Genomic DNA, 22,234 nt, shown 5'->3' on the forward strand with positions numbered 1-22,234 from the left:
ATCATGCGTCCTTTACTTCATAGGGGATCCGTATCCTCACCCGAACCCCCGACGGCTTATTGTGCTCAATAGAGAATGCAAAATTCCGGTGATACAGGGAGTTCAGGCGTTCCTTTATATTAACCAGGCCTACGCCGTTTTCGCGGCTTAGCTGGCCCTTCTGAATATCAGCGCCCGGACCGTTGTCGGCAACGTCCAGGAGTAAATCGTTGCCAAATGTGCGAGCTGAAATCTCAATTTTTCCACCCTGCTCCATCTTCGAAATAGCGTGTTTGATAGCATTTTCAATAATGGGTTGCAGGATCATGCTCGGCACAAGCGCATATTCGCACGAATCGTCGATATCCCAGCTCACGTCTAAACGATCGTCAAAACGTACCCGCTCTATCTCAAGGTAGAGTCGCAGTGCTTTAATTTCCTGCCCCAACGGGACTTTCTTAATGGGGTCGTTATCCAGTGAATAACGCAAAAAGTCGCTCAGCCGGGACACCATCGCTTCTGCAGTGTCATTTTCCTTAAGCAGCACCAGTGTGGAGATTGCGTTTAATGTATTAAATAAGAAATGAGGATTGAGCTGATAGCGAAGCATCTTAATATGGGCCTGATGCGCCATTGTGGTAGCTTTAAGGGCGTTTTGCTTTTCCTTTTGCAACATCTGAAAGTTTTTGATGCCAAAGTACACGCCGCTCCAGCAACCAATCATGATCAGTGAATTAATGGTACTGCTGAAGTACATGTACCAGGCTTCGGGACGATAACCGTGTTTATAGATCTCCCAGTAATTCACATTTTTGACCACCGTCCATAGCAGCGCGACACCGTAACAGGCCGCTATAACGGTAAATATCATTTTCAGGGGCGGCTGTTTGCGGGCCCACCGGTACAGGTAACGCAGCGGAATGGTAAGTAACCAGCCAGCGTAGGCGTTAAGCAGGATGATGAAAACCCAGATAGGCCGCACATCGTGAAGGAAGGATCCTACATAGTAGATGATCGCAAAGCCCGCCCAGCCAGCACTGTGCAGTGCCCAGAACAGACGTTCATTGCTTTCGAATAAGCGTTGCCAACGGCTCACATTACTACCGGTTCGTGAAATAGTCTTCTGATTATACAAGTTACAGCCGCTGTCGACTGTAACTTAGTCGTGTGTCTCTGTAGGCTGGTCGCACATGACCGACCAGCAAAATGTGGATTGCATAATTAATAGCTGATATTCATACGTTTTAACCAGTGCACCCACCACCAGGCGGGACCGACCAGCAAAAAACGTAAATCTTCGAAAAAGGAAGGTTTTTTCCCCTCTATCTTATGGCCCACGAACTGTAAGATCCACATCACCACAAACAAGGCCAGGCAGAACTGCCACACTGAAATACCGGCCATGACCAGCAGATTGATACCTAAAAAACACGCTATGGTAAGCAAAGTCATTGCCGCGCCTATCGGGCCTGATAGCAGGAAATAATAATATAACACCGGAATAGCAATGATATGGGCCCATGTCACATCAAAGGCGGCTAGCCAGGATGGCACAGGGATCGACCAAATCAAGCCCAGCGTTACGAAGTATATACTCGGTACGGCCACCGCATGAATAAGCACATTGGTTTTATTCCGATGGCTTTCATCATATCGCATTAATAATCTTTCAATGTCTCGCATAGCACTTCTCCCTTTTAAGCAATTGTTTTTATTTTTATATACGCCTAACCCAGCAAGATATGACGCTTCAGCAATGTATTGACAGATTCCTGCTCGTCATCAAATTTAACCCCGTAATAAATATATTCTTTTTGCTGGCTGCTGTTTTTAACTTCGCCTTGCAGGGTCAGGGATTGTCCATCATAACTGTAGGTCATTGTTACTGTCTGTTCCTGAACCAGGATGGGCCAGTCCGGCTTTACCGGCATCGCAATGCGACAGCCATCAACCGATACATCCACGATGATGCCAGTTGCCTGACTGATATGCGGAGCATCATCTATGTTCACGTCAACCGCTATCCCGGGTTGGGAGCGTTTCGTTGCGCGCAAACCAAATGACTGCACCCCGGTGGGGAACGTGGTCATTAACAGCCCGCTGGGATGGGACAATAATTTCAGTACTTTGACTCTGAAAGCGACGACCTGCCCTGAATCCCCTTCCAGGACATACCTCACCACCACCTCGTTTTCTGGCAGCAGTAAATCGCGTACCAGTGCCCATTTGGCAGTCACCGGAATTTGAAAAATCATGCAATTAGGAATTTCCATTCCCACATACTGTGTTTTTACCCGCTTGGGTGACGTCGGCGTGGCTATTTGCAAATCGATAGTCGAGCCAGGTACCAGGCCTTTTAGTGCCTGTATATCTTCACTGCTTAACGATAATTGTTCATCTGCGGCCATAAACGGGCTCTGACTCATAGGACTGGTTCCAATGTAACCAATTTTTAACGGGCTGACAAAAAGTTCCTTCTGCGGCATCATGGCTGCCATTATCAGCTGTAGGAATGTACTATGCTTACTAAACCTGACACCCTGAGCTACGCGCTGGCCGTGTCTGCACAACAGCCTCACACGTTTGACGTATCAGTGACGATCCCGTCCCATCAGACAGATACCCTCACACTGACGTTGCCAGCCTGGATCCCCGGCAGTTATATGATCCGCGACTTTGCCCGCAATATTACTGCGCTGGCAGCAACGACCGCCGACGGAAATATTGTTTCCAGTACCAAAACCGATAAACAGACCTGGCAAATTAACGCTGGCGGACAAGCGGTCACTGTTAACTATAGTGTTTATGCCTATGATTTGTCAGTGCGCTCTGCGTTTATTAACGATGAGTATGCGTTTTGTAACGGCACCAGCGTATTTCTGAAAGTATCCGGTATGGACGATGTTCCCTGCACGCTTACGCTAACCAAGCCCGCACACAAACCGGCATGGCAGATAGAAACCAGCATGCCCAACCTGGAGGACCGGGACAATACCCTGCATTTTCAGTGTGAAGATTATGACGAACTCATAGACCACCCTATTTTTATCGGTGAGTGTAGTCGTCTGGTGTTCACTGAAAACGGCGTGGAGTTCGTGATGCTGTTTTCAGGTACTACGGATATCGATATAGACAGAGTATGCCGGGATCTAGCGCCAGTTTGCAGGCATCATATGCGTTTGTTCGGCGACCCCCAGCCTGTGGAGCGCTACGTATTCATGACCCTGCTCAGCGATACCGGTTTTGGCGGTCTGGAACACCGTAGCTCTACTGCACTGCTGTTTCCCCGTTTCGATTTACCTCTCAACGGTGACCCGCTTGAAAAGACTGATGCTTACATAACGTTTTTAAGCCTGTGTAGTCACGAGCTTTTCCACACCTGGCATGTTAAGCGCATTAAACCTGACGTGATGGTTAAGCCTGATTTACTCAGCGAAACTTATACAGAACAACTTTGGATTTACGAAGGCTTTACCAGCTTCTACGACGACCTGACGCTGGCCCGCGTCGGTCTGATCACGCCGGAGAAATATCTGGATATCGTGGCACAGAATAACAGCCGGTTGCTGGTCAATGCGGGACGCTTTAAACAATCTGCCGCTCAGAGCAGCTTCGACGCCTGGACCCGGTTTTATAAACAAGATGCCAGTGCCACCAACCAGATAGTCAGTTATTACACCAAAGGCGGCATTATTGCCTTGGGTCTGGATTTGCTCATACGCGAGCAAAGCAATCATAAGCACTCACTGGATGACGTTATGCGGGTGTTGTGGACCGACTATGGCAGGGAAATTAAAGGCACACCGGACGAAGTAATTACCACTATCTGCCAGCACCATTTCAATATTGATGTCAGTGATTACCTTAACGACGTTGTCTACCACACCCGGGACGTACCGCTTGATGCTCTTTTGCACACCATGGGGGTTACACAGCAGCTTCGCCAGAAGGTTCAGTTTGATGATAAAGGTGGCAGAGCGACTTCAGACAAGCGTATCAACCGGGCGTTTGGCGCTGTTATGAAAAACCTGGAAACAGGTGTGCTGATTCAGGTGGTAAGGGAGAATACGCCCGCTGCAAAAGCTGGTCTGCAAGTGAACGATAAGTTACTGGCAGTAGAGGACTATGTGGTGACGTCACCGTTGGTGCAGCGGATGCTGGACGCCACAAGCAAGAAAACGCTGAAGCTACTGGTTCTTCGGGAAGGCCGCGTCGTCACTCTGGAGTTGCCGGTGACCGAGGCCGAATACGAGGTGTGTCAGTTCACAATCACCGACACTGACAAATTCCAACGCTGGCTAAATACAAACGGCTAGCCTGCTTCTGGGGTACCACTGACGACGGATTGCGGATCCAGACGCATAGTGCCCCAGTTAATTCGCCAGTCAAGATGTGGGCCGGTGGCTCTGCCTGTCGCTCCGATGGTTCCGAGTGCACCGCCGCGGGGTAGCTTATCGCCGGCCTTCACGTCCATAGTGTCCAAGTGTAAAAAGGTAGAAAAGACTCCCATCCCATGATCAAGGATGACGGTGTTGCCTGAATAATACAGGTTATCGGCCAGGGTCACGATGCCTGCGGCCGGCGCCACTACGGCAGTGCCTGTCGGGCCGCCCACATCTACACCATAATGCGGACGCTTAGGCACGCCGTTTAATATTCGCTGGCTGCCATACACGCCGGTAATCGGGCCTTTGGCAGGCCACATAAACCGGGTAAACACCGCGTCATAGTCGCGTTTACCACTGCGGGCTTCAGCCACGTTCGCGCCATCTTTACGAATGCGTTTCAACACGGCTTCCGGCGGCGAAACCATGTTTTGTGCCAAGCCGTCGATACGCTGAATGTCGTACTCACGTTCTGCTACATGCAGTTCCCGGGTAGCGGTTTCACCCGCCGGTGTTTCGACTTCCAACGTATGCGTGGACGCCGCATCACGGTCGAAGCCGAACACAAATTTTCCCTGCGCATTAACTTTAAGGGGTTCACCGTTAAGCAGCACCTTGCTGTCAGCAGGTACCTGACCGCGTATCAGGCTACCCTGGGCAATCTTACCATTAAGGGTAAGAAGCGAGGCTGCCGGAGAAGGCTGACCTGCTATCGTGGGAAACCAGATTAACGCCGCTGCAGCAAGCAACAACCGTTTCATGATCCGGTCACCATGGCACCTTTACCTACACCCTCATACGCCACCACCTTATGCTGATGGCCGGGATGCCGCCGCTGCTGTGCGTTTAATAAAAACTGCGCCAGGCACTCTACCGTGGAATCAGTACCGACCACTTCGCAGCGCGCTTTGGGTACAAGGATTTCAAAATAACCTTGTGAAGCTTCATAAGCAAAGCACAGATAATTGTCAGGGGTATCTACCTCGCCGGCAATTTTACGCTCGCGGTAGTCAATACGGTCTTCGTCAGTGGCTATATAGATATCTGCCCAGCGGTTGGCCCAGTAACTCTGGCCTTCTTCGCTTAATTCGCCATCAATATAAACATCTATACGGGAGCGATGCCCGTGAGCGATACGCTGACAATTGCCATCGTGCTTTTTCAAGCCGTGGGTATAATGGTAATACGGTGATGTAATTACCTCATTGCGCAGATGCAACTCAATATTATCGACATTCTGAGGCAAGTGGGTTGCGATAACCTCACGCAGATATTCACCTACACTGCCCATGGTTACGCTATCTGAGTAAATAAACGCGTAGGCTTCCGACGGGCAGTACAACATCCATTGCTCACCATTCTCACAGGTAAACTGTACTTCCACCTGCTCACTGTCACTGTCGTGCAGCACCACGGACCGGGCATGTTCTGCAGGCACCAGTAGCTTATGATCGACATAATCATCAATCAGACGCTTAAGATTCTTTTTCACCTTACCGAAATCTTCGATCATGCTTTCGTCATTCAGATCACCATCCAGAACAACGTCCACAATCCAGCTTTCGCCTACCATGCCGCGTTTAGGGCATAAGTAAGAGAAGTCCATTACGGTCAGGTCATTAACAAATAGTTGCATAACACTCTATATCAAAAATTCTTGCCGCTATTATACGGCGAAAACGGCCGGGTTTCAGACTTTTAATCCATACCCGACTGACGCTTTAACTGATCACGTAAATTCGGTGGAATGCCGCGAATGGTCAGCGTATCGGAGGCCGGGTCGTAAAATACCCGGTCGCCGATTAGTTTACGCTCGAAACTTACCGAGACACCGCCACCCTGGCCGGTAAACTTCGCCAGTTGTCTTAACGCCGCCGGATCAGGCTGAATTTCCTGCTCTAAGGGCGTCTCCAGCGCTTCCGTGAATCTGGCAAAATCTGACTGACTGCTCTCGTCTGCAGGCAACCGCCCGGACAATTCTTTCACCGACAGCGATTCGCCGCTGTCGATTTTTTCTTTAAAGTAACTTTTCACTTCTTCGCGGTGCTGGTGCTGCTCTTCTGCATCCAGTGACTCACTGGCCAGGTACGCGTCTACCGTTGAAATCAGTTGTTTATTCTGTTGCTTTACGTCTACCAGTTCTTCACAGCCAATGAACTGCATAAAGAAATCAGATACTTTACGACCCATCCGGCCTTTGATGAAGCTGATATAACGTTGTTGCTCCGGCTGTACTGACCACTGGGTGAGGTCGATGCGCACTGCCAGTTGCATGCGAGCCAAATCCAAATGTTCCCGGGATGCCAGTTCCAGTGCCTGGTTAACTTCCACATGAGAGCGGGTATTGAGCAACGCCACCATCAGATACTGCGTGGCCAGGTATTCATACTGACAAAAAATTAAGAAGCCTGTTTCAACACTGCCGGTATCTGCCAGCGCTTTAATGAGCCGACTGGTTGCCGCCTTTGAAAACTCATGAAAGGTTTCCTCGACGCCTTCTTCTCCCGATTGACGATGTTGCCAGTAGCTGTTAAGTCCGGAGGCAAACTCGCTGACATCCCTGCCGGTGTCTTCCCCGTCTGCAGCGGGCGCAGAATCGACGAAGTGCCCTACCCCCTTACCGGGCTTACTGTTAAAGCTATGGTTAATCTGATGAGCGAGATGCTCAATTTCGGGGGTGACGGTTAAACAGCTCTCCCGGGGGATCGCTTCAATTTTTTCATCTTGGTTAACGATCAGCCGGTGAACAACAAAGTGATGAATCAGTGCACTCATAAAGTATGTGGTGTCCTGTCGATGTTATGAAATTAACTGGGGAATTGCGGGATTTTAGAATGAATGATTGTTATCACTCAAACAACGATTATAATCATTTTATTTGTAAAACCATTCTTTTTATTTAAGAAATCACTAAAAGAGGCGCACCCATGCCCCAACAGAGTCGCTACAGCAATGCTGAATTCGAAGCGCTAATGAACGAAATCATACTCACGCTGGAAAAAAACCAGGCCGATCGTGACTTATCCCTGATGGTGCTGGGTAATGTGGTTACCCACATTTTCAATTCCCAGGTGCCACCTGAGCACCGCGAAAGCATGGTAAATCAATTTGCTGATGTCCTGAAGAAAAGTATCAAAGGGTAAACCCAACTATTATGATTTTAGCTGAATCACCCCGACGCCAGCGCGTAACCAAACTGGTTAACTGGGGGCACTGGTTTGCTCTGGCAAATATTGTCATAGCCATCATTATTGCGTCCATCTTCGTCTTTTCCTCGCCGCCTCCCGGCTCTTTGACAGGAACCGTGTACTTGCTGGCCAACTGGTTCGGGCACATTGGCTTTATGACGTTTTTCGGATTTGTGATCTTCGTTCTGCCGTTATGCTATCTGGTCAGTAACCCGAGTGCGATAAAAGCCACAGCGTCAACGATCGCAGCGGTAGGGCTGGCATTACTTGCCTTTGATGCCTTGCTTTACACACGCACAGGCTTCCACCTCAGCGGCAGCTCTGCGGATTTGTTACGCAGTGAGGCGCAGTCGCAAATCAGTCAGTTTGGCTGGCAGGAATGGTCATTTCTGTTAATGCTGTTTGTCGTGTGGCTAGGTTTTCAGCTAATTCTGGCAAATGCGGTCTGGAAGCGGCTTGACCGCCTGATGCATTACAAAATAGGGATCCCGGTAACCTCGTTTTTCCTGGTGTGTTTTGTTACCAGCCACGCGGTGCATGTATGGGCTGATGCCCAGCTGTATCAGCCCGTGATTAAGCAGGACAACATGTTTCCGCTGTCTTATCCGGCCACCGCAAAAACTACCATGTCTCGCTACGGCCTGTTGGATCTCGACGCCTACGAAGAGCGCAAACAGCTGCAGTTTGATCCAGACATCCATAATATTACCTATCCGGCCCAGCCCGTTTATTGTTCTGTGGAAGAAGATAAATCCATGACTGTTATTGTGCAGACGGACTCCCAGCCACTGACCGGCATGGATGCGCTGGGTCTGGCGCCAGTGGACAACTACTTCACCACTGCATCGTCACTGGATGCACTGATCATGACCACGCTGTTTGGCGTACCGGAGATTTATAAAGACAGTCTGGCGGAGAAAAAGCCTGTGTTGCTGGCGCTGCCCGAAGGTGTTGGCATGCCTGTGTCGATTCACATTGATGAGTCGCTGCCAACAGAAATGCTGAACAACTACCGGCAACCGCTCAGTCACCAGCACGATGGACTGCATATTGCGTTTTTACCGGCGAACAAAATTCAGCAGTACCTGAATAGCGGTGTAAACGAGAACAGCGAGTTGATTGTGGCAAGCGGCTTTGCACCTGACGGTCAGCCAGACAAAGGTAAGCTGTTTACCTCGTTTGATATCGACGCTGATATCGCCAGTACAGAAGACCTGGCGCCCACCATACTGAATGCTCTGGGTTGTCACGCGCCGGTTCATTATTATTCGACCGGTCGCAATCTGTTAACGCCGTCACGAAACTGGCTGGTAAGTACATCCGGTGAAAGGATCGTCGTTATCCATAATGCTCAGCGCACTGAAGTGCTAAGTAACGGCAGCTACGAGATTTCGGATATTCATGACAATTCACGCAGCAACGACCCACTGAATGTGGATTTGCTAAGTCAGGCGATTAAACACCTGACGCGCTTTTCACAATAATCCGGCCAGGGTGTCAGCGTCGAGAATGGCGCTGACACTGCCCACCTGTAAAACGCCGGAAATTGTCTGTGCCGGCTTTGCCTGGGTACTTACGAACACCTTGCGGGAAACCCCCGCTGCGTCGGCGGCCTGTATATCCCGCCAGCTATCGCCAATCAACAGTGACTCATCAAGCGCGAGACCATGATCCCGGGTTGCCTGTAGGATCATTCCCGGCTCAGGCTTACGACACGCGCAGGACTGTAAGTAACCAGCAATGGCCTCTGTGGGGTGATGAGGGCAATAGTAGACCGGAATAGCAGGTAAGCCTTGCCGGGTAAACTGCGATTGCATCCACTCACTAAGCTGGTGAAAGTCAGTCTCGGTGTACATACCGCGCCCTATTCCGGACTGATTGGTTACAATGACCGGCGTATAACCGGCTGCAACAAAACGCGCTATGACTTCGAAAATTCCGGCTACAAATGTCACCTGTTGCGGCTTACTGACGTAACCGGTGTCAACATTAATAATGCCATCACGGTCGAGAAACAGTGCTTTACCCGGCATCACGAACGCCTTGCAGATGTGTGTCAGGTGTCCATAGCCTGATACAAAATGAAGCTGTCACCTGTGTTAATTCCTCTCTTAACGCGGTGCGACGGGCAGGTTGCAGCTTCCAGGTATAGGGTGTCATTGCGAGCAAGGCATCAGCGTGAGCGGGATCCTGCAGAGTTAAGTTAAAATTCACCTGCTGTTCGTCCACACAGCGCAGAGCGTCTGTATAACTGGCGGGAGCTTCATGCCGTTTTGGCGTATCGTAAACCGCCCGTTTCAGTTCTATCAGGTGCTCGGGGCCAGGGTCTACCGTCAACAGTACGCCCTGCTCGCTAAGCACTCTCGCGTATTCACTGTCCTTACCCGGTGCAAACACCTGTAACATTGCTGTTACGCTGTTATCCCTGACCGGGAGCTGGTGACTGCTGGCCACTACGTACTGGTGATGCCGGGCCTGTTTGGAGGCCATTTCTACCGCCACCTTGGCAATATCGCTGCCGCAGGCATGAACGTCATGGTTTGCCTCTTGAAGGGCAGTATCCACATGCCGCAAATACGCACCTTCGCCACACCCGGCGTCAAACAGAGTCACCGGCGCCTCAGCGGGGATATGTGACAACAATAGCTCCGACATAGCGTGCATCAACGGCGCATAACTGCCGCGTGCGTGAAATTCCCGGCGAGCCTGCAGCATGGCCTTGTCATCACCGGGCTGTAACGACTTTTTAAATTGCACGGGAAGCAGATTTACATAGCCAGCTTTGGCGACGTCAAAGGTATGGTTGTTTTCACAGGTCCAGCTATTACCGCTGGTCTCCAGAGAGTGGGGACAGAGTGGGCACTGCCACATGTTCGCAACCCTTTTAATTACACAAAGTGGCGGCAATGCTAGCAGAGTCGGGAAAAGAAACGAAGCCGGGCGTGTTCGCCCGGCCGGTTAATACACCTACTTGTTGTCAAACAGTGTAAAAATACTGGAGAAGTCTTTGTCTCCGTTACCGTTACGCTGATGCAGTTTATACAACCCCTGCGCCGCTGACGCCATAGGCGTGGCAGACTGGGAGTTGGCAGCGGCGGTCATAGCAAGGTTGAGATCCTTGTTCATCAGCTTAACCATAAAGCCACCGGTGTAATCCTTAGAAGACGGAACATCTTCCATGACACCCGGGCACGGGTTGTACTTCTGCAACGTCCAGTTGCAGCCTGAGCTTTGCAGCATAATGTCTGACATAACTTTCGGGTCAAGACCGTTATCTATGGCTAGTTGCAGCGCCTCAGAGGTACCGCTCATCAGTACGGCCAACAGCATGTTGTTGCAAATTTTAGCAACCTGGCCGGCACCGGTATCGCCGGCATGAAACAGGTTTTTACCCATGCACTGTAATACAGGTGTAGCTTTAGCCACTGCATCGACTTTCCCGCCCATGATAAACGTCAGCGTACCCGCTTTGGCGCCCGCGACACCACCTGATACCGGCGCATCCACAAACAAGCGGCCAGTTTGTTCCACGGCCTGCCCTACGGCGCGGGCAGAATCCGCATCAATGGTACTGGAATCAATAAATAACGCGTCTTCTCTGGCGGCCTGCAGTATACCGTTCTCACCCAGATAAAGAGATTTCACATGGGCTGCAGCGGGCAACATCGACACGATTACATCGGCGTCTTTTACTGCTGACACGGCAGACTCTGCAGCCTTTGCGCCTTCGTCCACCAGCGCATTAACGTTTTCCTGCACCAGGTCAAATACGGTGACCTGCATACCGCTACTAACCAGATTCGCGGCCATGGGACCACCCATATTGCCCAAACCTATAAACGCAATACGTGTCATTGTTGTTCTCCCAGAGATTGTAGTGGATGTGCGCCCTCGCCCCATGGGGAGGTAAAGAATTTCGCAATGAATTCATCCGGCACATCACTTACCGACTTAAATTGCCAGTCAGGCTTATTGTCCTTATCAATTAGCAAGGCACGTACGCCCTCCTGAAACTCGCCCAACTCACCGCAACGGCACGACATAATCAGTTCCATGCGGTAACAGTCAGCCAGCGACAGTTCAGCGCCGCGCTGGCACTGTTGGTGGACAAGGTGTGCCGTAACCGGCGACCCGGCGGTCAGTGTTTTCTGTGCCCGCTGTAACCACTTATTGTTCTCAGACGGCATTGCCTGAATAGCCGAGACTATGTCAGCCAGGTCGTTTTTATCGCAGGCCTCATCGATAGCTGACTGCAATGATTCAACCTGACCTTCCGGCATCATTGCTTCACCGGGCAAGCTATTAAGGATCGTCGTTACCTGATCATGCAAATCCTGACTTTGCCACTGGTGATCGCGCAGGGCTTTGAGCAACGCATCTTTGTTTGCAGCATCGGTGGTATGGTCAGCTAATCCGAGGTAACGGGCGTCGGTAGCGTTGATACTTGCTCCCGTCAGGCCAAGAAACTTACCACTTTGTCCGGGTAGCCGTGGCAGAAAATAGCTGCCCCCTACATCCGGATACAGGCCGATGGTTATTTCGGGCATGGCCAGTCGTGAGGTTTCAGTGACCACCCGATGGCTCGCGCCTGTCATTAAGCCCATGCCGCCGCCCATTACAATACCGCTGCCGAACACCACAACCGGTTTCGGAAAGATACTGATGGTGTGATCTAACGTATACTCAACAGTAAAAAAGGTTTCCAGAAAAGCTGGAATTTCGCCTTGTGAACTGGCCATGGCCTGATGCATAGACACCACGTCACCACCGGCACAAAATGCTTTCTCACCTTCCCCCTGAATCAGGACGCAGGCGATATCGTCTCTTTCGGCGTAGCCAGAAAGTGCATCCAGCATCAGCTCGGCCATGGTTAAATCAAGTGCGTTAAGCGCCTTGGGCTTATTCAGAGTTAGTACCGCAACTTTCTTATCGCCCCCTGCCGCTAACTCGCTGACCGTTACCGGCAATTCAGTTGTCTGTGTCGACATTTCGCCTCCCTGTTACAGAACCTCGCGTTCGTCCATTATTAGCCGACGGCCAATAATGACTCGCATGATTTCGTTGGTGCCTTCCAGAATCTGGTGTACCCGGACATCCCGCACAAACCGCTCTAACGGGTATTCTTTGATATAGCCATACCCACCATGTAATTGCAGGGCATCGTTACACACATTAAAGCCGACATCGGTGGCGAAGCGCTTCGCCATCGCGCAATAGGTAGTGGCATCGGCATGTTTGTTATCCAGTTTGCTGGCTGCCAGACGCACCAACTGGCGGGCCGCAACCAGCTCCGTAGCCATATCTGCCAACTTAAACTGCAGGGCCTGGAAACTGGCAATCGGCTTGCCGAACTGTTCACGTTCTTGCATGTAATCCCGTGCAACATTCAGCGCAGTCTGAGCTGTACCGATCGAGCATGTGGCAATGTTTATGCGGCCACCATCCAGCCCCTGCATGGCCATTTTAAAGCCCTCGCCCTCTTTACCGAGGCGCCAGGACTTTTCAAGTTTCACATCTTCAAACGTGATCATGCGGGTAGGCTGGGCATTCCAGCCCATTTTCTCTTCTGGCTTGCCGTAGGTAATTCCTTCAGCATCAGCAGGCACCGCAAAGGCGGAAATGCCTTTTGGCCCGTCGCCACCGGTACGCGCCATCACCACCAGCACATCCGTACTGCCAGCACCGGAAATAAATACTTTTGAGCCATTTAATACGTAACCGCCATCCTGCTCTTTAGCAGACGTTTTCAGCGAGGCCGCATCTGAGCCTGAGCCCGGTTCTGTCAGACAATATGACGCCAGTTTATTACCGGCCACCAGCTCGTCGCACCAGGTGGCTTTAACATCGTCCTGGCCCCACGTGGCAATCATCCAGGTGGCCATATTATGAATAGTAAGCATGGCAGTCGTGGTTGTGCATCCCGTCGCCAGCTGTTCAAAAATAATTGACGAATCCAGCCGGCTCAGGCCAAGGCCACCCTGCTCTTCTGGCGTATACAAGCCGCAGAAACCCAGTTCACCCGCTTTCTTAATGGTGTCTACCGGAAAGGTGTGGTCTCTGTCCCATTGCGCAGCAAACGGTGCCAATTCCTGCTCTGCGAATTGTCTGGCGGTCTCGGCGAACGCTTGTTGATCTTCAGTCATTTCAAAGTGCATGCGACAACTCCCCGATTAATCCATCGAAATAGTTAGGTTCGGGCCACCTGGAATATCGCCTTCCAGCCAGCGTGAAGTAATGGTTTTGGTTTCAGAATAGAAGCGGATGGCTTGCTTGCCATAGGCATGCAGGTCACCGTAGAACGAGTTTTTCCAACCAGTGAAGGAGAAGAATGGCAGCGGCACAGGAATGGGAATGTTAATCCCTACCTGACCGACTTCCACGTTACGCTGATACTTACGGGCAGCGGGGCCGCTGTTAGTGAAAATTGACGTTCCGTTTCCAAATGGATTGGCGTTCACGACTTCCAGTGCGTCTTCCAATGAATCGACATTCATGCAAGATAATACCGGTCCAAAGATCTCTTCTTTGTAAATGGTCATGTCAGTGGTGACATCAGAAAATACCGTGGGGCCTACCCAGTTGCCCTTTTCGTAGCCTTCCAGCGTAAAATCCGAGCCATCCAGCAAACATGAGGCGCCTTCTTCTTTACCTTTTTTGATATAAGAAACAACGCGCTCTTTAGCCTGAGGGCTGATCAACGGACCAAAACCGGCGTTTTTATCGTCCCACAGGCCAGGTTTCACTTTGCTGATACGTTCGGCTAACTCTGGGATCCAGTTTTGTGCTTCGCCCACAAAAACAGCTACAGAAATCGCCATGCAACGTTGCCCGGCCGCGCCGACGGAAGCACCTACCAGGTTATTCAGCACATGTTCTTTGTTGGCATCCGGCATGATCACGCTGTGATTTTTGGCTCCGGCGAAACACTGTGCTCGCTTCATGTTGGCCGTTGCTGTGCGGTAAATGTATTGGCCTACCGGCACTGATCCTACAAATGAGACCGCTTTAATGCGCGGATCGGTTAGCAGAGGGTCGACCTGATCTTTACCGCCATGCACAATGTTCAATACCCCTTTAGGCGCACCCGCCTCCATAAACAGCTCCGCCAGCTTCATAGGCGTTTGCGGATCCTGCTCGGAAGGTTTAAGTACAAAGGTGTTACCACACGCAATCGCCATGGGGAACATCCACAGTGGGATCATTGCCGGGAAATTAAACGGTGTAATACCGGCACACACGCCAAGCGGTTGGATGTAGCTGTAAGTATCAATGCCCCGCGCGACGTTTTCGGCTGTCTCCCCCATCATTAAAGAAGGAATGTTCATCGCCTGTTCAACAACTTCAATACCGCGCCATACGTCACCTTTAGCGTCATCGAATGTCTTGCCGGTTTCCGATGCGAGTATTTTAGCAATATCTTCCTGATGTTCTTTTAGTAAGGCCTGATAACGCATCATCAGTCTGGCACGCTCGGTGACGGGAACCTCTTTCCAGGTTTCAAACGCCGCTTCGGCGCTGGCTATGGCCTGATCCATTTCCTGAGATGTGGCACACGGTGCCTGCGCAATCACGCTGTTGTCAGCCGGGTTAGTAACGTCGATGTATGAAGAAGAAGAAGAGTCAACGAATTCGCCGTTGATGAGTAAGGGTACCTTGTACATGGCTGCCTCTGATTAATTGTCGTTTAGACCGCCACATTAACCAATATCTACCCTTGACGTAAACGTAAACGTTAATGCGGCGTATCTTTGCTTGTAAATTTAATGTGACACTTGTAACAATTTTCTGACCCAATTTTCAAGTATAGGTTCCAACACCCTGTTGCAAACACAGAACATGCAGAAATGCCCTAAGCTTGGTAAGCTAACTCTATCCACCATGAACCCGCTCCGGCGAACTGTCAGGTGCTCAAGTGCAATACCGCCTTGCCATTGTTGAAGATAATGCCACTGCCCGCGCCAGCTTGCGTAGTCACCTGCTGCCAATGGGTTTATTTGAGGTAAGTAGCTTCGCCAGTGGCACCGAACTGAAAGCCGCGCTGCGAAAGCAGCATTTTGAGTTGATCATTTTCGACTTCCACCTGGGGAGTGGCAAAAATGGGGTGAATTGGGTTCAGAGCCTGCGCGACGCCCGTTTTATTAAACCCAGTACCGGGATTATTTTTCTTACCTCCGATCGCATACCCCAGACCATAGGGCAGATCATGGATGTGCAGCCCGACATTCTGCTCATCAAGCCCTATAATATTGGCACATTACGCCGGCAACTTGACCATTACATCAGCTACCGAAGTTTTGTCTCTCAGGTACTCAGCGCCCTAGACGACGGCGATTTAGAGGGTGCCCTGCGTCAGATATCACGCCTTACCCGGGAACGGGTGCCGCGGCGGCTGCAATCAGACATTGTCAAACTGCACGCCAGGTTGCTGGTTGATAACCAGCAATATACGTTGGCACAAACCTTATACGAAAACGTATTGCAGCAGTCTGACAAAGTTTTGTGGGCGCAATGGGGGCGCGTAAAGTGCCAGTATGCCTCTGGAAATTACCTCGACTGCACTGCCCACCTTGACGGCCTGGTTGAGACCAGTCTGGCCCGTGAGAAAGCGTTCGAATGGCTGGCTTGTCTGAGTTTTGAACAACAGGCCTACGAGCAGGCAGAGCAATACCTGAACCATATCAAAGCCAGTGAGTTGAGTATGCCCGCCACGCGTCTGAAAACACAGACCTTTCAGCGGCAAAACCGGGTGCTGGACAGCATTGAGTTGCTACAGAGGAAGCGGGCCATGCACCGCACCGCTAATGATACTTTCAACGACTTTACTTTTGCGCTGGCCGAGTTTTATCTGCAGCTGGCGGAGAACAGCCCGGAAACCAACAGGCAGGAAAGCCTCTCTCAGGCTCGCAAGCTTATTGGCATTGCCGGGCGCAGCCAGCGGGATCCCCAACAATCACAGAAACGGGATTATCTGCTCGCCTATTCGGCCACGCTGGAAAACGACCTTACCAAGGCTGGGCAAATGATTAAAAATGACGGTATGTCGGCATTTGCCCGCACTGATACCCCTACCCTAATCGTTGCCGCAAAAGTGCATGCGTCGCTGGGAAATGTCCCCACAGCCAAAGCTCTAATGCAAATGGCCCATGAGCGCAATCAGCTCAACGATGATATCAGCGACAGGCTGATAAACAGCACGGATATTATTACCACTGAGCAACAGCTTGGCCTGGCCAGCGATACGGCATTTGATTTAAACGATAAAGGCACGGAGTTGTTTGTAGCAAGCGAATATCTGGCCGCGATGGACCATTTTTATCAGGCCTGTTTATTGCTGCCCTCTGTACCTGCGTTTCTGCTGAACCTTCTCCAGTGTATGGTAGAGGCGGGAAAACCCCAGTACAAACGCTTTGCGGTTCATCAGATGCTGGCAGATTTGCAGGAAGAGTCGCTCAGTGAGCCGAACCAGCAGCGTTTAAACAGTGTGATACAACAGATTAACAGCCGGGGAAGTCTGTTCTCTCCTCCTTCACCGGCCTAATAAACCCATTATTCTTCGGCTGACAGCGGATTAAGTAAGTCGCGCCAGCAAGCTGGACGTATCCCAGCGCCCCCCACCTAGCTTCTGCACCTCGGCATAATATTGATCAACCAACGCAGTCAGCGCCAACGTTGAGCCGTTGCGGCGGGCCTCATCAAGAGCAATACTGAGATCTTTGCGCATCCAGTCCACCGCAAAACCAAAATCGTACTCATTGTTTAGCATGGTATGGGCTCGGTTCTCCATTTGCCAGGACTGAGCGGCTCCCTTGCTGATGACGTCAATAACTTGCGAACAATCCAAACCGGCCCGCTGTCCAAAATGCAGCGCCTCTGCCAGCCCCTGAACAATACCGGCGATACATATCTGATTCATCATCTTAGCCAGCTGCCCGCTGCCTGATGGTCCCAGACACTGACTATGACGTGCAAAGCAATCGATAACCGGTTTTATTTTTTCATACACGCTGTTGTCGCCCCCCACCATCACGGTAAGTTGCCCCTTTTCCGCGCCGGCCTGCCCCCCTGATACGGGCGCATCAAGAAAGCCTATGTCCGCGTCGGCACACTGTTTTGCCAGTTGCCGGGCTACGGTGGCTGACGCCGTGGTATGGTCAATTAATACACTGCCAGGCCGCATCTGCGCCAGCGCGGCTTCGCCTACCTCCAATACATCTGAGTCGTTACCCACACACATCATCACAATATCTGCGCCTTGCGCTGCTTCGCCTGGTGTGGCTGCCATCTGACCGGTGTATTGTTCAAGCCAGGCACTGGCTTTGCCGGGAGTGCGATTGTACACCGTCACTGCATATCCGGCCTGAGCCAGGTGGCCCGCCATGGGAAATCCCATCACCCCTAATCCTAAAAAGCTCACGTGTGTCTGGCTCATATTTAGTTCTCTTTAACCGCTTTGTGTTTATACTATTAACAGGCAGTGTAGCAAAATCCCTATTTCTGCCAATGACTTTACTGTGTCTTTCACCCCTAATACGAGGCTTGTTGTATGTCCACGTCGCTTTACGAAATTACTGCCACACGCAACTCAGGCGAGACCGAATCAATGTCCGCGTATCAGGGGCAGGTATTATTAATTGTGAATACGGCAAGCGAATGCGGTTTTACTTATCAGTATGAAGGCCTGCAAAGCCTGTACGACACGTTTAACAAACAGGGATTTCAGGTACTCGCTTTTCCCTGCGATCAGTTTGGTCACCAGGAGCCCGGCTCAGATGAGGAGATTGCCAGTTTTTGTACCGCCCGGTTCGGCGTAGAATTCCCTCTGTTTAGTAAAATTGATGTCAACGGTCCCGATACGCATCCGCTTTACGCATACCTTAAGCAAGCTGCCCCGGGGCTGTTGGGAACCACCAATATAAAGTGGAATTTCACCAAGTTTCTGATCAGTAAATCAGGGGACGTAATCAAACGCTACGGTCCCACCGTAAAGCCGGACAAACTGGACGCAGATATCCGGGCAACCCTGGCCGGTTAAGCTAAGGAGATACTGCCATGACCCTGCGCGTTGGCCTGTTTAGCAGCAAACCGTATGACGAAAACGTATTCAGACCGTTAGCAGATGGCGAAAAAGTAACTTTTGATTTTTTGAATATGCCACTTACGCCGGACACCGCCTTATTGTGTGAAAAGTATGACGCGGTGTGCGTGTTCGTTAATGATGAGGTAAGCAGTGCCACGTTATCAGCTCTGGCGGCCTCTGGCGTCAGGCATGTGGCATTGCGATGCGCCGGCTTTAATAACGTCGATATTAATGAAGCGCACCGTCTTGGCATTGCCATATCGCGGGTTCCGGCTTACGGCCCGGAAGCTGTGGCCGAGCACGCGATAGCCTTAATGCTGACACTTAACCGGAAAACGCATAAAGCATATAACCGGGTAAAGGAAGGTAATTTCGAGCTCAACGGCCTGATGGGATTTACTATGCATCAGAAAACCGCGGGTATTATTGGTACCGGCAGAATCGGTCAGGCTACTGCAAAGATACTCCTTGGGTTCGGCTGTGAGATACTCTGCTACGACCCTCAGCCTGATTCAGAGTTTGCAAAGCTACCGGTCGCTTATGTTGGCTTTGATGAATTATTGAAGCGCAGTGACATTATCAGCTTACACTGCCCGCTGACACCGCAAAGTCACCACTTGATAGATGCTGCGGCACTGTCCAAAATGCGTGATAACGTGATGCTAATTAATACCTCCCGGGGTGCGATGGTGGACACTCAGGCAGTGTTGCAAGGGTTAAAATCCGGGAAGATTGGCTACCTGGGCCTCGATGTCTATGAGATGGAATCTGAGTTGTTTTTTCAGGATCATTCCGAACAGCTTATTGATGATGAGGTGTTTGAACGGCTATCCACCTTTCATAACGTCATTATTACCGGCCATCAGGGCTTTTTCACCCGTGAGGCCATGACGCAGATAGCCACTACGACGCTTGGTAATCTGGTAGCCGTTGCTGCTGGCCAAGCGGAACCTGCTAACCTGGTTCTGCCGGAAGAAAACTAACCGTCTTTTTGTAAAATAAGGTGGAAGTAACGCCCCAGCCAACAATAAGGCGCTTGTCCACCATATTGTTTTTCCAGTGCCAGCACCTCGTCATAGCGATTTTCCTGCATACTTCTGTCGCGCAAATAGTCGTGAAAGCAGCGGATCCCGGTTTTTGCCTGCACCCGGAACCCTAGCTTTTCGCAATGGGCAATAATTTCCGCGGGCGCCAGCGGTTGTTTGGGGTTGAGGCGCACCTGTTTTTTGACTTTCATGCCGCGCGCTATGTAATCAAAATTACCGTACACCGCATTGTTAAAAACTGCTGCATCGCGGTTAAAAAAACTCAGGCTCAGTTGTGCGCCCGGCTGCATTTTCGAATACAAATGACTGAGTGCATCCAGTGGTGTCGCTAGCCACTCCAGCACGGCGTGACATACAATAAACCTGAAGGCGTGAATATCATCGATGTCTAGCATTGGCTGGTGCCTGAAAGTGGCGTTATCTTTACCGGTCAGCAAAGCCTGCGCATTCTCTAACACATCGACAGAGGCATCGGTAAGGGTTACGGGATAGCCGGCGTTAGCCAGATACAATCCCATCTCCCCGGTCCCACACCCTAACTCAAGAATAGGTGTGGGCGATGCTGGTAGCCAGGGGGCCATGGCATGGCACAATAGTTCGTGGCGTAACCTGCCTTTTGTGGTGCCATAAATATTGCGGCTAAATTTACCCGCCAAGCCATCAAAGTGGTGATCTGCACTCATCCGTTAAACCGGGTTAGGAATGTCGATAAACTCGACGCTGATGGCGTATTGTTCGGCCAGATACTCACCTAACGCCTTTACCCCATAGCGCTCAGTGGCATGGTGTCCGGCAGCAAAAAACACCACCCCACACTCCCGGGCGGTATGCACGGTCTGCTCTGACACCTCACCGGTAATAAACGCATCCACGCCCGCTGCCACGGCTTGCTCAATAAAACCCTGCCCACCACCAGTGCACCAGGCAACCCGGCTAATCTCTTTGTCATCGGGTCCGGCGATTAACGGCTTTCTTGCCAGCACCCGGGTCAGCTTATCCGCAAAAGCCTGTGGTTTAGCGGGGTCATCCAGCTCCCCGTGCATGACAATCCCCTCAGGTTTCACCCCGGACAAAGGGCGAATGTTGTTAACTGATAACAATTGACCTAACTGGGCGTTATTCCCCAGTTGCGGATGAATATCCAGGGGTAAGTGATAAGCCAGCAGGTTGATATCATGCTCCAGCAGTGCTTTTATGCGACGGCGCTTCATGCCGGTGATAGTCGCATCCTCGCCTTTCCAGAAGTAGCCGTGATGCACGAGGATCGCATCGGCCTGGCGATCTATTGCTTTTTCAATCAGCGCCTGCGATGCAGTCACGCCGGTGACGACCTTGGATATGATCGCCTTGCCGGCTACCTGTAAGCCATTGGGACAATAATCGGAAATTGCCGCTGAATTCAGTAGCTCATCAATAGCGGCGCTCATTTCTACTGTCGCAATCGTCACAGAACCCCCTTCGAAAGTGGACTTTTTGTACTAAAAACGTTATAAAAGTGCGGATATTGTAACATCAACACAACTCAACGAGTCCAATAAAAACATGAGTAAATTAGATAAAGACCAAGTAATTGCACAATTCACCGCCGCTTATGAGCGAGCACATAATAAGCAACCGGATATTGAAGCAAAAGGCGGTTGGTATAGTGTAGACGGCGGCAAGAATATGCGGTTAGCGCAACTTAAAGACATGGCGGATGAACTGGAGCAAGGCACTGCGCCTGCATCAGGCAGCAGTAAACCTGCCAACAAGAAAGCGAAACCCGCCCGCAAAGAAGGTTTCTCGGTAAAAGCATTCTGGAACGATAAAATTGTTAATGACAACGACGGTTCCATTTTGCCGCGTTAAGCGACTGCCTACCAACAAAGCGTGTCCGGTTACCTGGGTTTAAGCGAAACCATGAAGACCACACGCTTTTTTAATTCTTTTTCTCCGCGGCAATACCACTGGCCACAAACGGCACCAACTGTTTAATCACATCGGCAATATCAACCTGGCGATTATAGTCTGCTTCCGCAATTTCCCGCAGCGCCTGACTGGAAGCCATAGAAAACACAAAGCTGCCTATAGCAAAATGCAGACGCCAGAAAAGTTCCTCTTCTCCCACCTCCGGTAAACAGCTATGGATCTGTGCCACTAACTTGCGCAATGTTACACCGTAATCTTGCATTATAAAGCGTCTGAGGTGCCCCTGAGACTCGTTATACCCGCGTCCTAACAGCTGCACAAAGAGTTCAGTCCCGTTGGCTTGTACTGACCGAAGCGTAAGCATAGGAGTAATCAGTGAGGTCAACACCTGACCTATTCCTTCGCTACCTTGAGCAGGTTCAAGGGCATCCAGTGTCGCATCAACCTGCGGCATCAGTACGTCAAAGTATTGCTTGAGTACCGCCTGAATGAGGTTCTTTTTGCTACCAAAGTGGTAGTTTACCGAGGCTAGATTGACCCCTGCCCGGGCAGTGATCATGCGCAGTGAAGTTTGCGCATAGCCCTGCCCGGCAAAAAGCACCTCTGCAGCGTGCAAAATTGCATCTTTCGTTTTTTGACTCATTACGGCAA

General features: G+C 50.8%; 23 protein-coding genes. 7 read left to right on the plus strand and 16 right to left on the minus strand.

Annotated elements, in window-relative coordinates:
- Position 1: 1 nt before the first annotated feature.
- The 3 genes from OCL06_RS06345 to OCL06_RS06355 form a co-directional block, all read right to left on the minus strand.
- Positions 2-1,075 carry a sensor histidine kinase gene (locus OCL06_RS06345; protein WP_262992893.1) on the minus strand — a complete coding sequence of 358 codons (1,074 nt, stop codon included), beginning with the start codon at positions 1,073-1,075 and terminating at the stop codon, positions 2-4.
- A gap of 125 nt (positions 1,076-1,200) precedes the next feature.
- Positions 1,201-1,662: an Mpo1 family 2-hydroxy fatty acid dioxygenase gene (locus tag OCL06_RS06350; RefSeq protein WP_262992894.1), complete on the minus strand. Its 462-nt coding sequence runs from the start codon at positions 1,660-1,662 to the stop codon at positions 1,201-1,203.
- Positions 1,663-1,706: 44 nt separating this feature from the next.
- The gene (locus tag OCL06_RS06355; protein ID WP_262992895.1) at positions 1,707-2,405 is read right to left on the minus strand and encodes a PilZ domain-containing protein; all 699 of its coding nucleotides are present in this window, start codon (positions 2,403-2,405) and stop codon (positions 1,707-1,709) included.
- A gap of 93 nt (positions 2,406-2,498) precedes the next feature.
- On the opposite strand from OCL06_RS06355, the gene OCL06_RS06360 reads away from it, so the two are divergent.
- Entirely contained in the window at positions 2,499-4,295 is a 1,797-nt protein-coding gene (locus OCL06_RS06360) for a M61 family metallopeptidase (RefSeq protein ID WP_262992896.1), read from the plus strand.
- Here OCL06_RS06360 and OCL06_RS06365 read toward each other — a convergent pair.
- The 3 genes from OCL06_RS06365 to yejK all read right to left on the minus strand — a co-directional run bounded on the left by OCL06_RS06365 (position 4,292) and on the right by yejK (position 7,139).
- Positions 4,292-5,125: a M23 family metallopeptidase gene (locus OCL06_RS06365; protein ID WP_262992897.1), complete on the minus strand. Its 834-nt coding sequence runs from the start codon at positions 5,123-5,125 to the stop codon at positions 4,292-4,294. The genes OCL06_RS06360 and OCL06_RS06365 overlap by 4 nt on opposite strands.
- Entirely contained in the window at positions 5,122-6,000 is an 879-nt protein-coding gene (locus tag OCL06_RS06370; RefSeq protein ID WP_262992898.1) for a 6-carboxytetrahydropterin synthase, read from the minus strand. Before OCL06_RS06370 ends, OCL06_RS06365 begins: the two co-directional genes overlap by 4 nt.
- A gap of 62 nt (positions 6,001-6,062) precedes the next feature.
- On the minus strand, positions 6,063-7,139 hold the full coding sequence (gene yejK / locus OCL06_RS06375) for a nucleoid-associated protein YejK (protein WP_262992899.1): 1,077 nt from the start codon (positions 7,137-7,139) through the stop codon (positions 6,063-6,065).
- A gap of 152 nt (positions 7,140-7,291) precedes the next feature.
- Here yejK and OCL06_RS06380 point away from each other — a divergent pair, with 152 nt between their 5' ends.
- Together OCL06_RS06380 and OCL06_RS06385 are read left to right on the plus strand one after the other, a co-directional pair.
- Positions 7,292-7,507: a YejL family protein gene (locus OCL06_RS06380; protein WP_262992900.1), complete on the plus strand. Its 216-nt coding sequence runs from the start codon at positions 7,292-7,294 to the stop codon at positions 7,505-7,507.
- Between the two features lie 11 nt (positions 7,508-7,518).
- Positions 7,519-9,036: a DUF3413 domain-containing protein gene (locus OCL06_RS06385; RefSeq protein WP_262992901.1), complete on the plus strand. Its 1,518-nt coding sequence runs from the start codon at positions 7,519-7,521 to the stop codon at positions 9,034-9,036.
- On the opposite strand, the gene OCL06_RS06390 is transcribed toward OCL06_RS06385, so the two are convergent.
- From OCL06_RS06390 to OCL06_RS06415, 6 genes are all read right to left on the minus strand, one after another.
- Positions 9,028-9,585, minus strand: a complete 558-nt coding sequence (locus tag OCL06_RS06390) for a D-glycero-alpha-D-manno-heptose-1,7-bisphosphate 7-phosphatase (protein ID WP_262992902.1) — start codon at positions 9,583-9,585, stop codon at positions 9,028-9,030. The two genes, OCL06_RS06385 and OCL06_RS06390, sit on opposite strands and share 9 nt — an antisense overlap.
- Positions 9,575-10,423 carry a putative RNA methyltransferase gene (locus tag OCL06_RS06395; protein ID WP_262992903.1) on the minus strand — a complete coding sequence of 283 codons (849 nt, stop codon included), beginning with the start codon at positions 10,421-10,423 and terminating at the stop codon, positions 9,575-9,577. The genes OCL06_RS06390 and OCL06_RS06395 overlap by 11 nt, the downstream gene beginning before the upstream one ends.
- A gap of 96 nt (positions 10,424-10,519) precedes the next feature.
- The gene (gene mmsB / locus OCL06_RS06400) at positions 10,520-11,407 is read right to left on the minus strand and encodes a 3-hydroxyisobutyrate dehydrogenase (protein ID WP_262992904.1); all 888 of its coding nucleotides are present in this window, start codon (positions 11,405-11,407) and stop codon (positions 10,520-10,522) included.
- Complete coding sequence (locus OCL06_RS06405) at positions 11,404-12,540, minus strand: enoyl-CoA hydratase/isomerase family protein (RefSeq protein ID WP_262992905.1); 1,137 nt, start codon at positions 12,538-12,540, stop codon at positions 11,404-11,406. The genes mmsB and OCL06_RS06405 overlap by 4 nt, the downstream gene beginning before the upstream one ends.
- 12 nt (positions 12,541-12,552) lie before the next feature.
- Positions 12,553-13,707 carry an acyl-CoA dehydrogenase family protein gene (locus tag OCL06_RS06410; RefSeq protein WP_262992906.1) on the minus strand — a complete coding sequence of 385 codons (1,155 nt, stop codon included), beginning with the start codon at positions 13,705-13,707 and terminating at the stop codon, positions 12,553-12,555.
- Positions 13,708-13,722: 15 nt separating this feature from the next.
- Positions 13,723-15,213: a CoA-acylating methylmalonate-semialdehyde dehydrogenase gene (locus OCL06_RS06415; RefSeq protein ID WP_262992907.1), complete on the minus strand. Its 1,491-nt coding sequence runs from the start codon at positions 15,211-15,213 to the stop codon at positions 13,723-13,725.
- A 251-nt stretch (positions 15,214-15,464) separates the two neighbouring features.
- Here OCL06_RS06415 and OCL06_RS06420 point away from each other — a divergent pair, with 251 nt between their 5' ends.
- Entirely contained in the window at positions 15,465-17,090 is a 1,626-nt protein-coding gene (locus OCL06_RS06420; protein WP_262992908.1) for a response regulator, read from the plus strand.
- Between the two features lie 30 nt (positions 17,091-17,120).
- Here OCL06_RS06420 and OCL06_RS06425 read toward each other — a convergent pair whose 3' ends face one another.
- Positions 17,121-17,981 carry an NAD(P)-dependent oxidoreductase gene (locus OCL06_RS06425; RefSeq protein WP_262992909.1) on the minus strand — a complete coding sequence of 287 codons (861 nt, stop codon included), beginning with the start codon at positions 17,979-17,981 and terminating at the stop codon, positions 17,121-17,123.
- A gap of 114 nt (positions 17,982-18,095) precedes the next feature.
- Between OCL06_RS06425 and OCL06_RS06430 the strand changes: the two genes are divergently transcribed.
- On the plus strand, positions 18,096-18,584 hold the full coding sequence (locus tag OCL06_RS06430) for a glutathione peroxidase (protein WP_262992910.1): 489 nt from the start codon (positions 18,096-18,098) through the stop codon (positions 18,582-18,584).
- A gap of 17 nt (positions 18,585-18,601) precedes the next feature.
- On the plus strand, positions 18,602-19,612 hold the full coding sequence (locus OCL06_RS06435; protein WP_262992911.1) for a 2-hydroxyacid dehydrogenase: 1,011 nt from the start codon (positions 18,602-18,604) through the stop codon (positions 19,610-19,612).
- Here OCL06_RS06435 and OCL06_RS06440 read toward each other — a convergent pair.
- Both OCL06_RS06440 and OCL06_RS06445 read right to left on the minus strand, forming a co-directional pair.
- Positions 19,609-20,358 (minus strand): methyltransferase domain-containing protein, encoded by a 750-nt coding sequence (locus OCL06_RS06440; RefSeq protein WP_262992912.1) that lies wholly within the window; start codon positions 20,356-20,358, stop codon positions 19,609-19,611. The two genes, OCL06_RS06435 and OCL06_RS06440, sit on opposite strands and share 4 nt — an antisense overlap.
- 3 nt (positions 20,359-20,361) lie before the next feature.
- Positions 20,362-21,123, minus strand: a complete 762-nt coding sequence (locus OCL06_RS06445; protein ID WP_308445998.1) for a Nif3-like dinuclear metal center hexameric protein — start codon at positions 21,121-21,123, stop codon at positions 20,362-20,364.
- Positions 21,124-21,217: 94 nt separating this feature from the next.
- Here OCL06_RS06445 and OCL06_RS06450 point away from each other — a divergent pair, with 94 nt between their 5' ends.
- Positions 21,218-21,523 carry a hypothetical protein gene (locus OCL06_RS06450; RefSeq protein WP_262992913.1) on the plus strand — a complete coding sequence of 102 codons (306 nt, stop codon included), beginning with the start codon at positions 21,218-21,220 and terminating at the stop codon, positions 21,521-21,523.
- A gap of 70 nt (positions 21,524-21,593) precedes the next feature.
- Here OCL06_RS06450 and OCL06_RS06455 read toward each other — a convergent pair whose 3' ends face one another.
- Positions 21,594-22,226: a TetR/AcrR family transcriptional regulator gene (locus OCL06_RS06455; RefSeq protein ID WP_262992914.1), complete on the minus strand. Its 633-nt coding sequence runs from the start codon at positions 22,224-22,226 to the stop codon at positions 21,594-21,596.
- Positions 22,227-22,234: the final 8 nt, after the last annotated feature.

It is taken from the genome of Alteromonas salexigens, from assembly GCF_025628895.1.
In the GTDB taxonomy this organism is placed as follows: domain Bacteria; phylum Pseudomonadota; class Gammaproteobacteria; order Enterobacterales; family Alteromonadaceae; genus Alteromonas; species Alteromonas salexigens.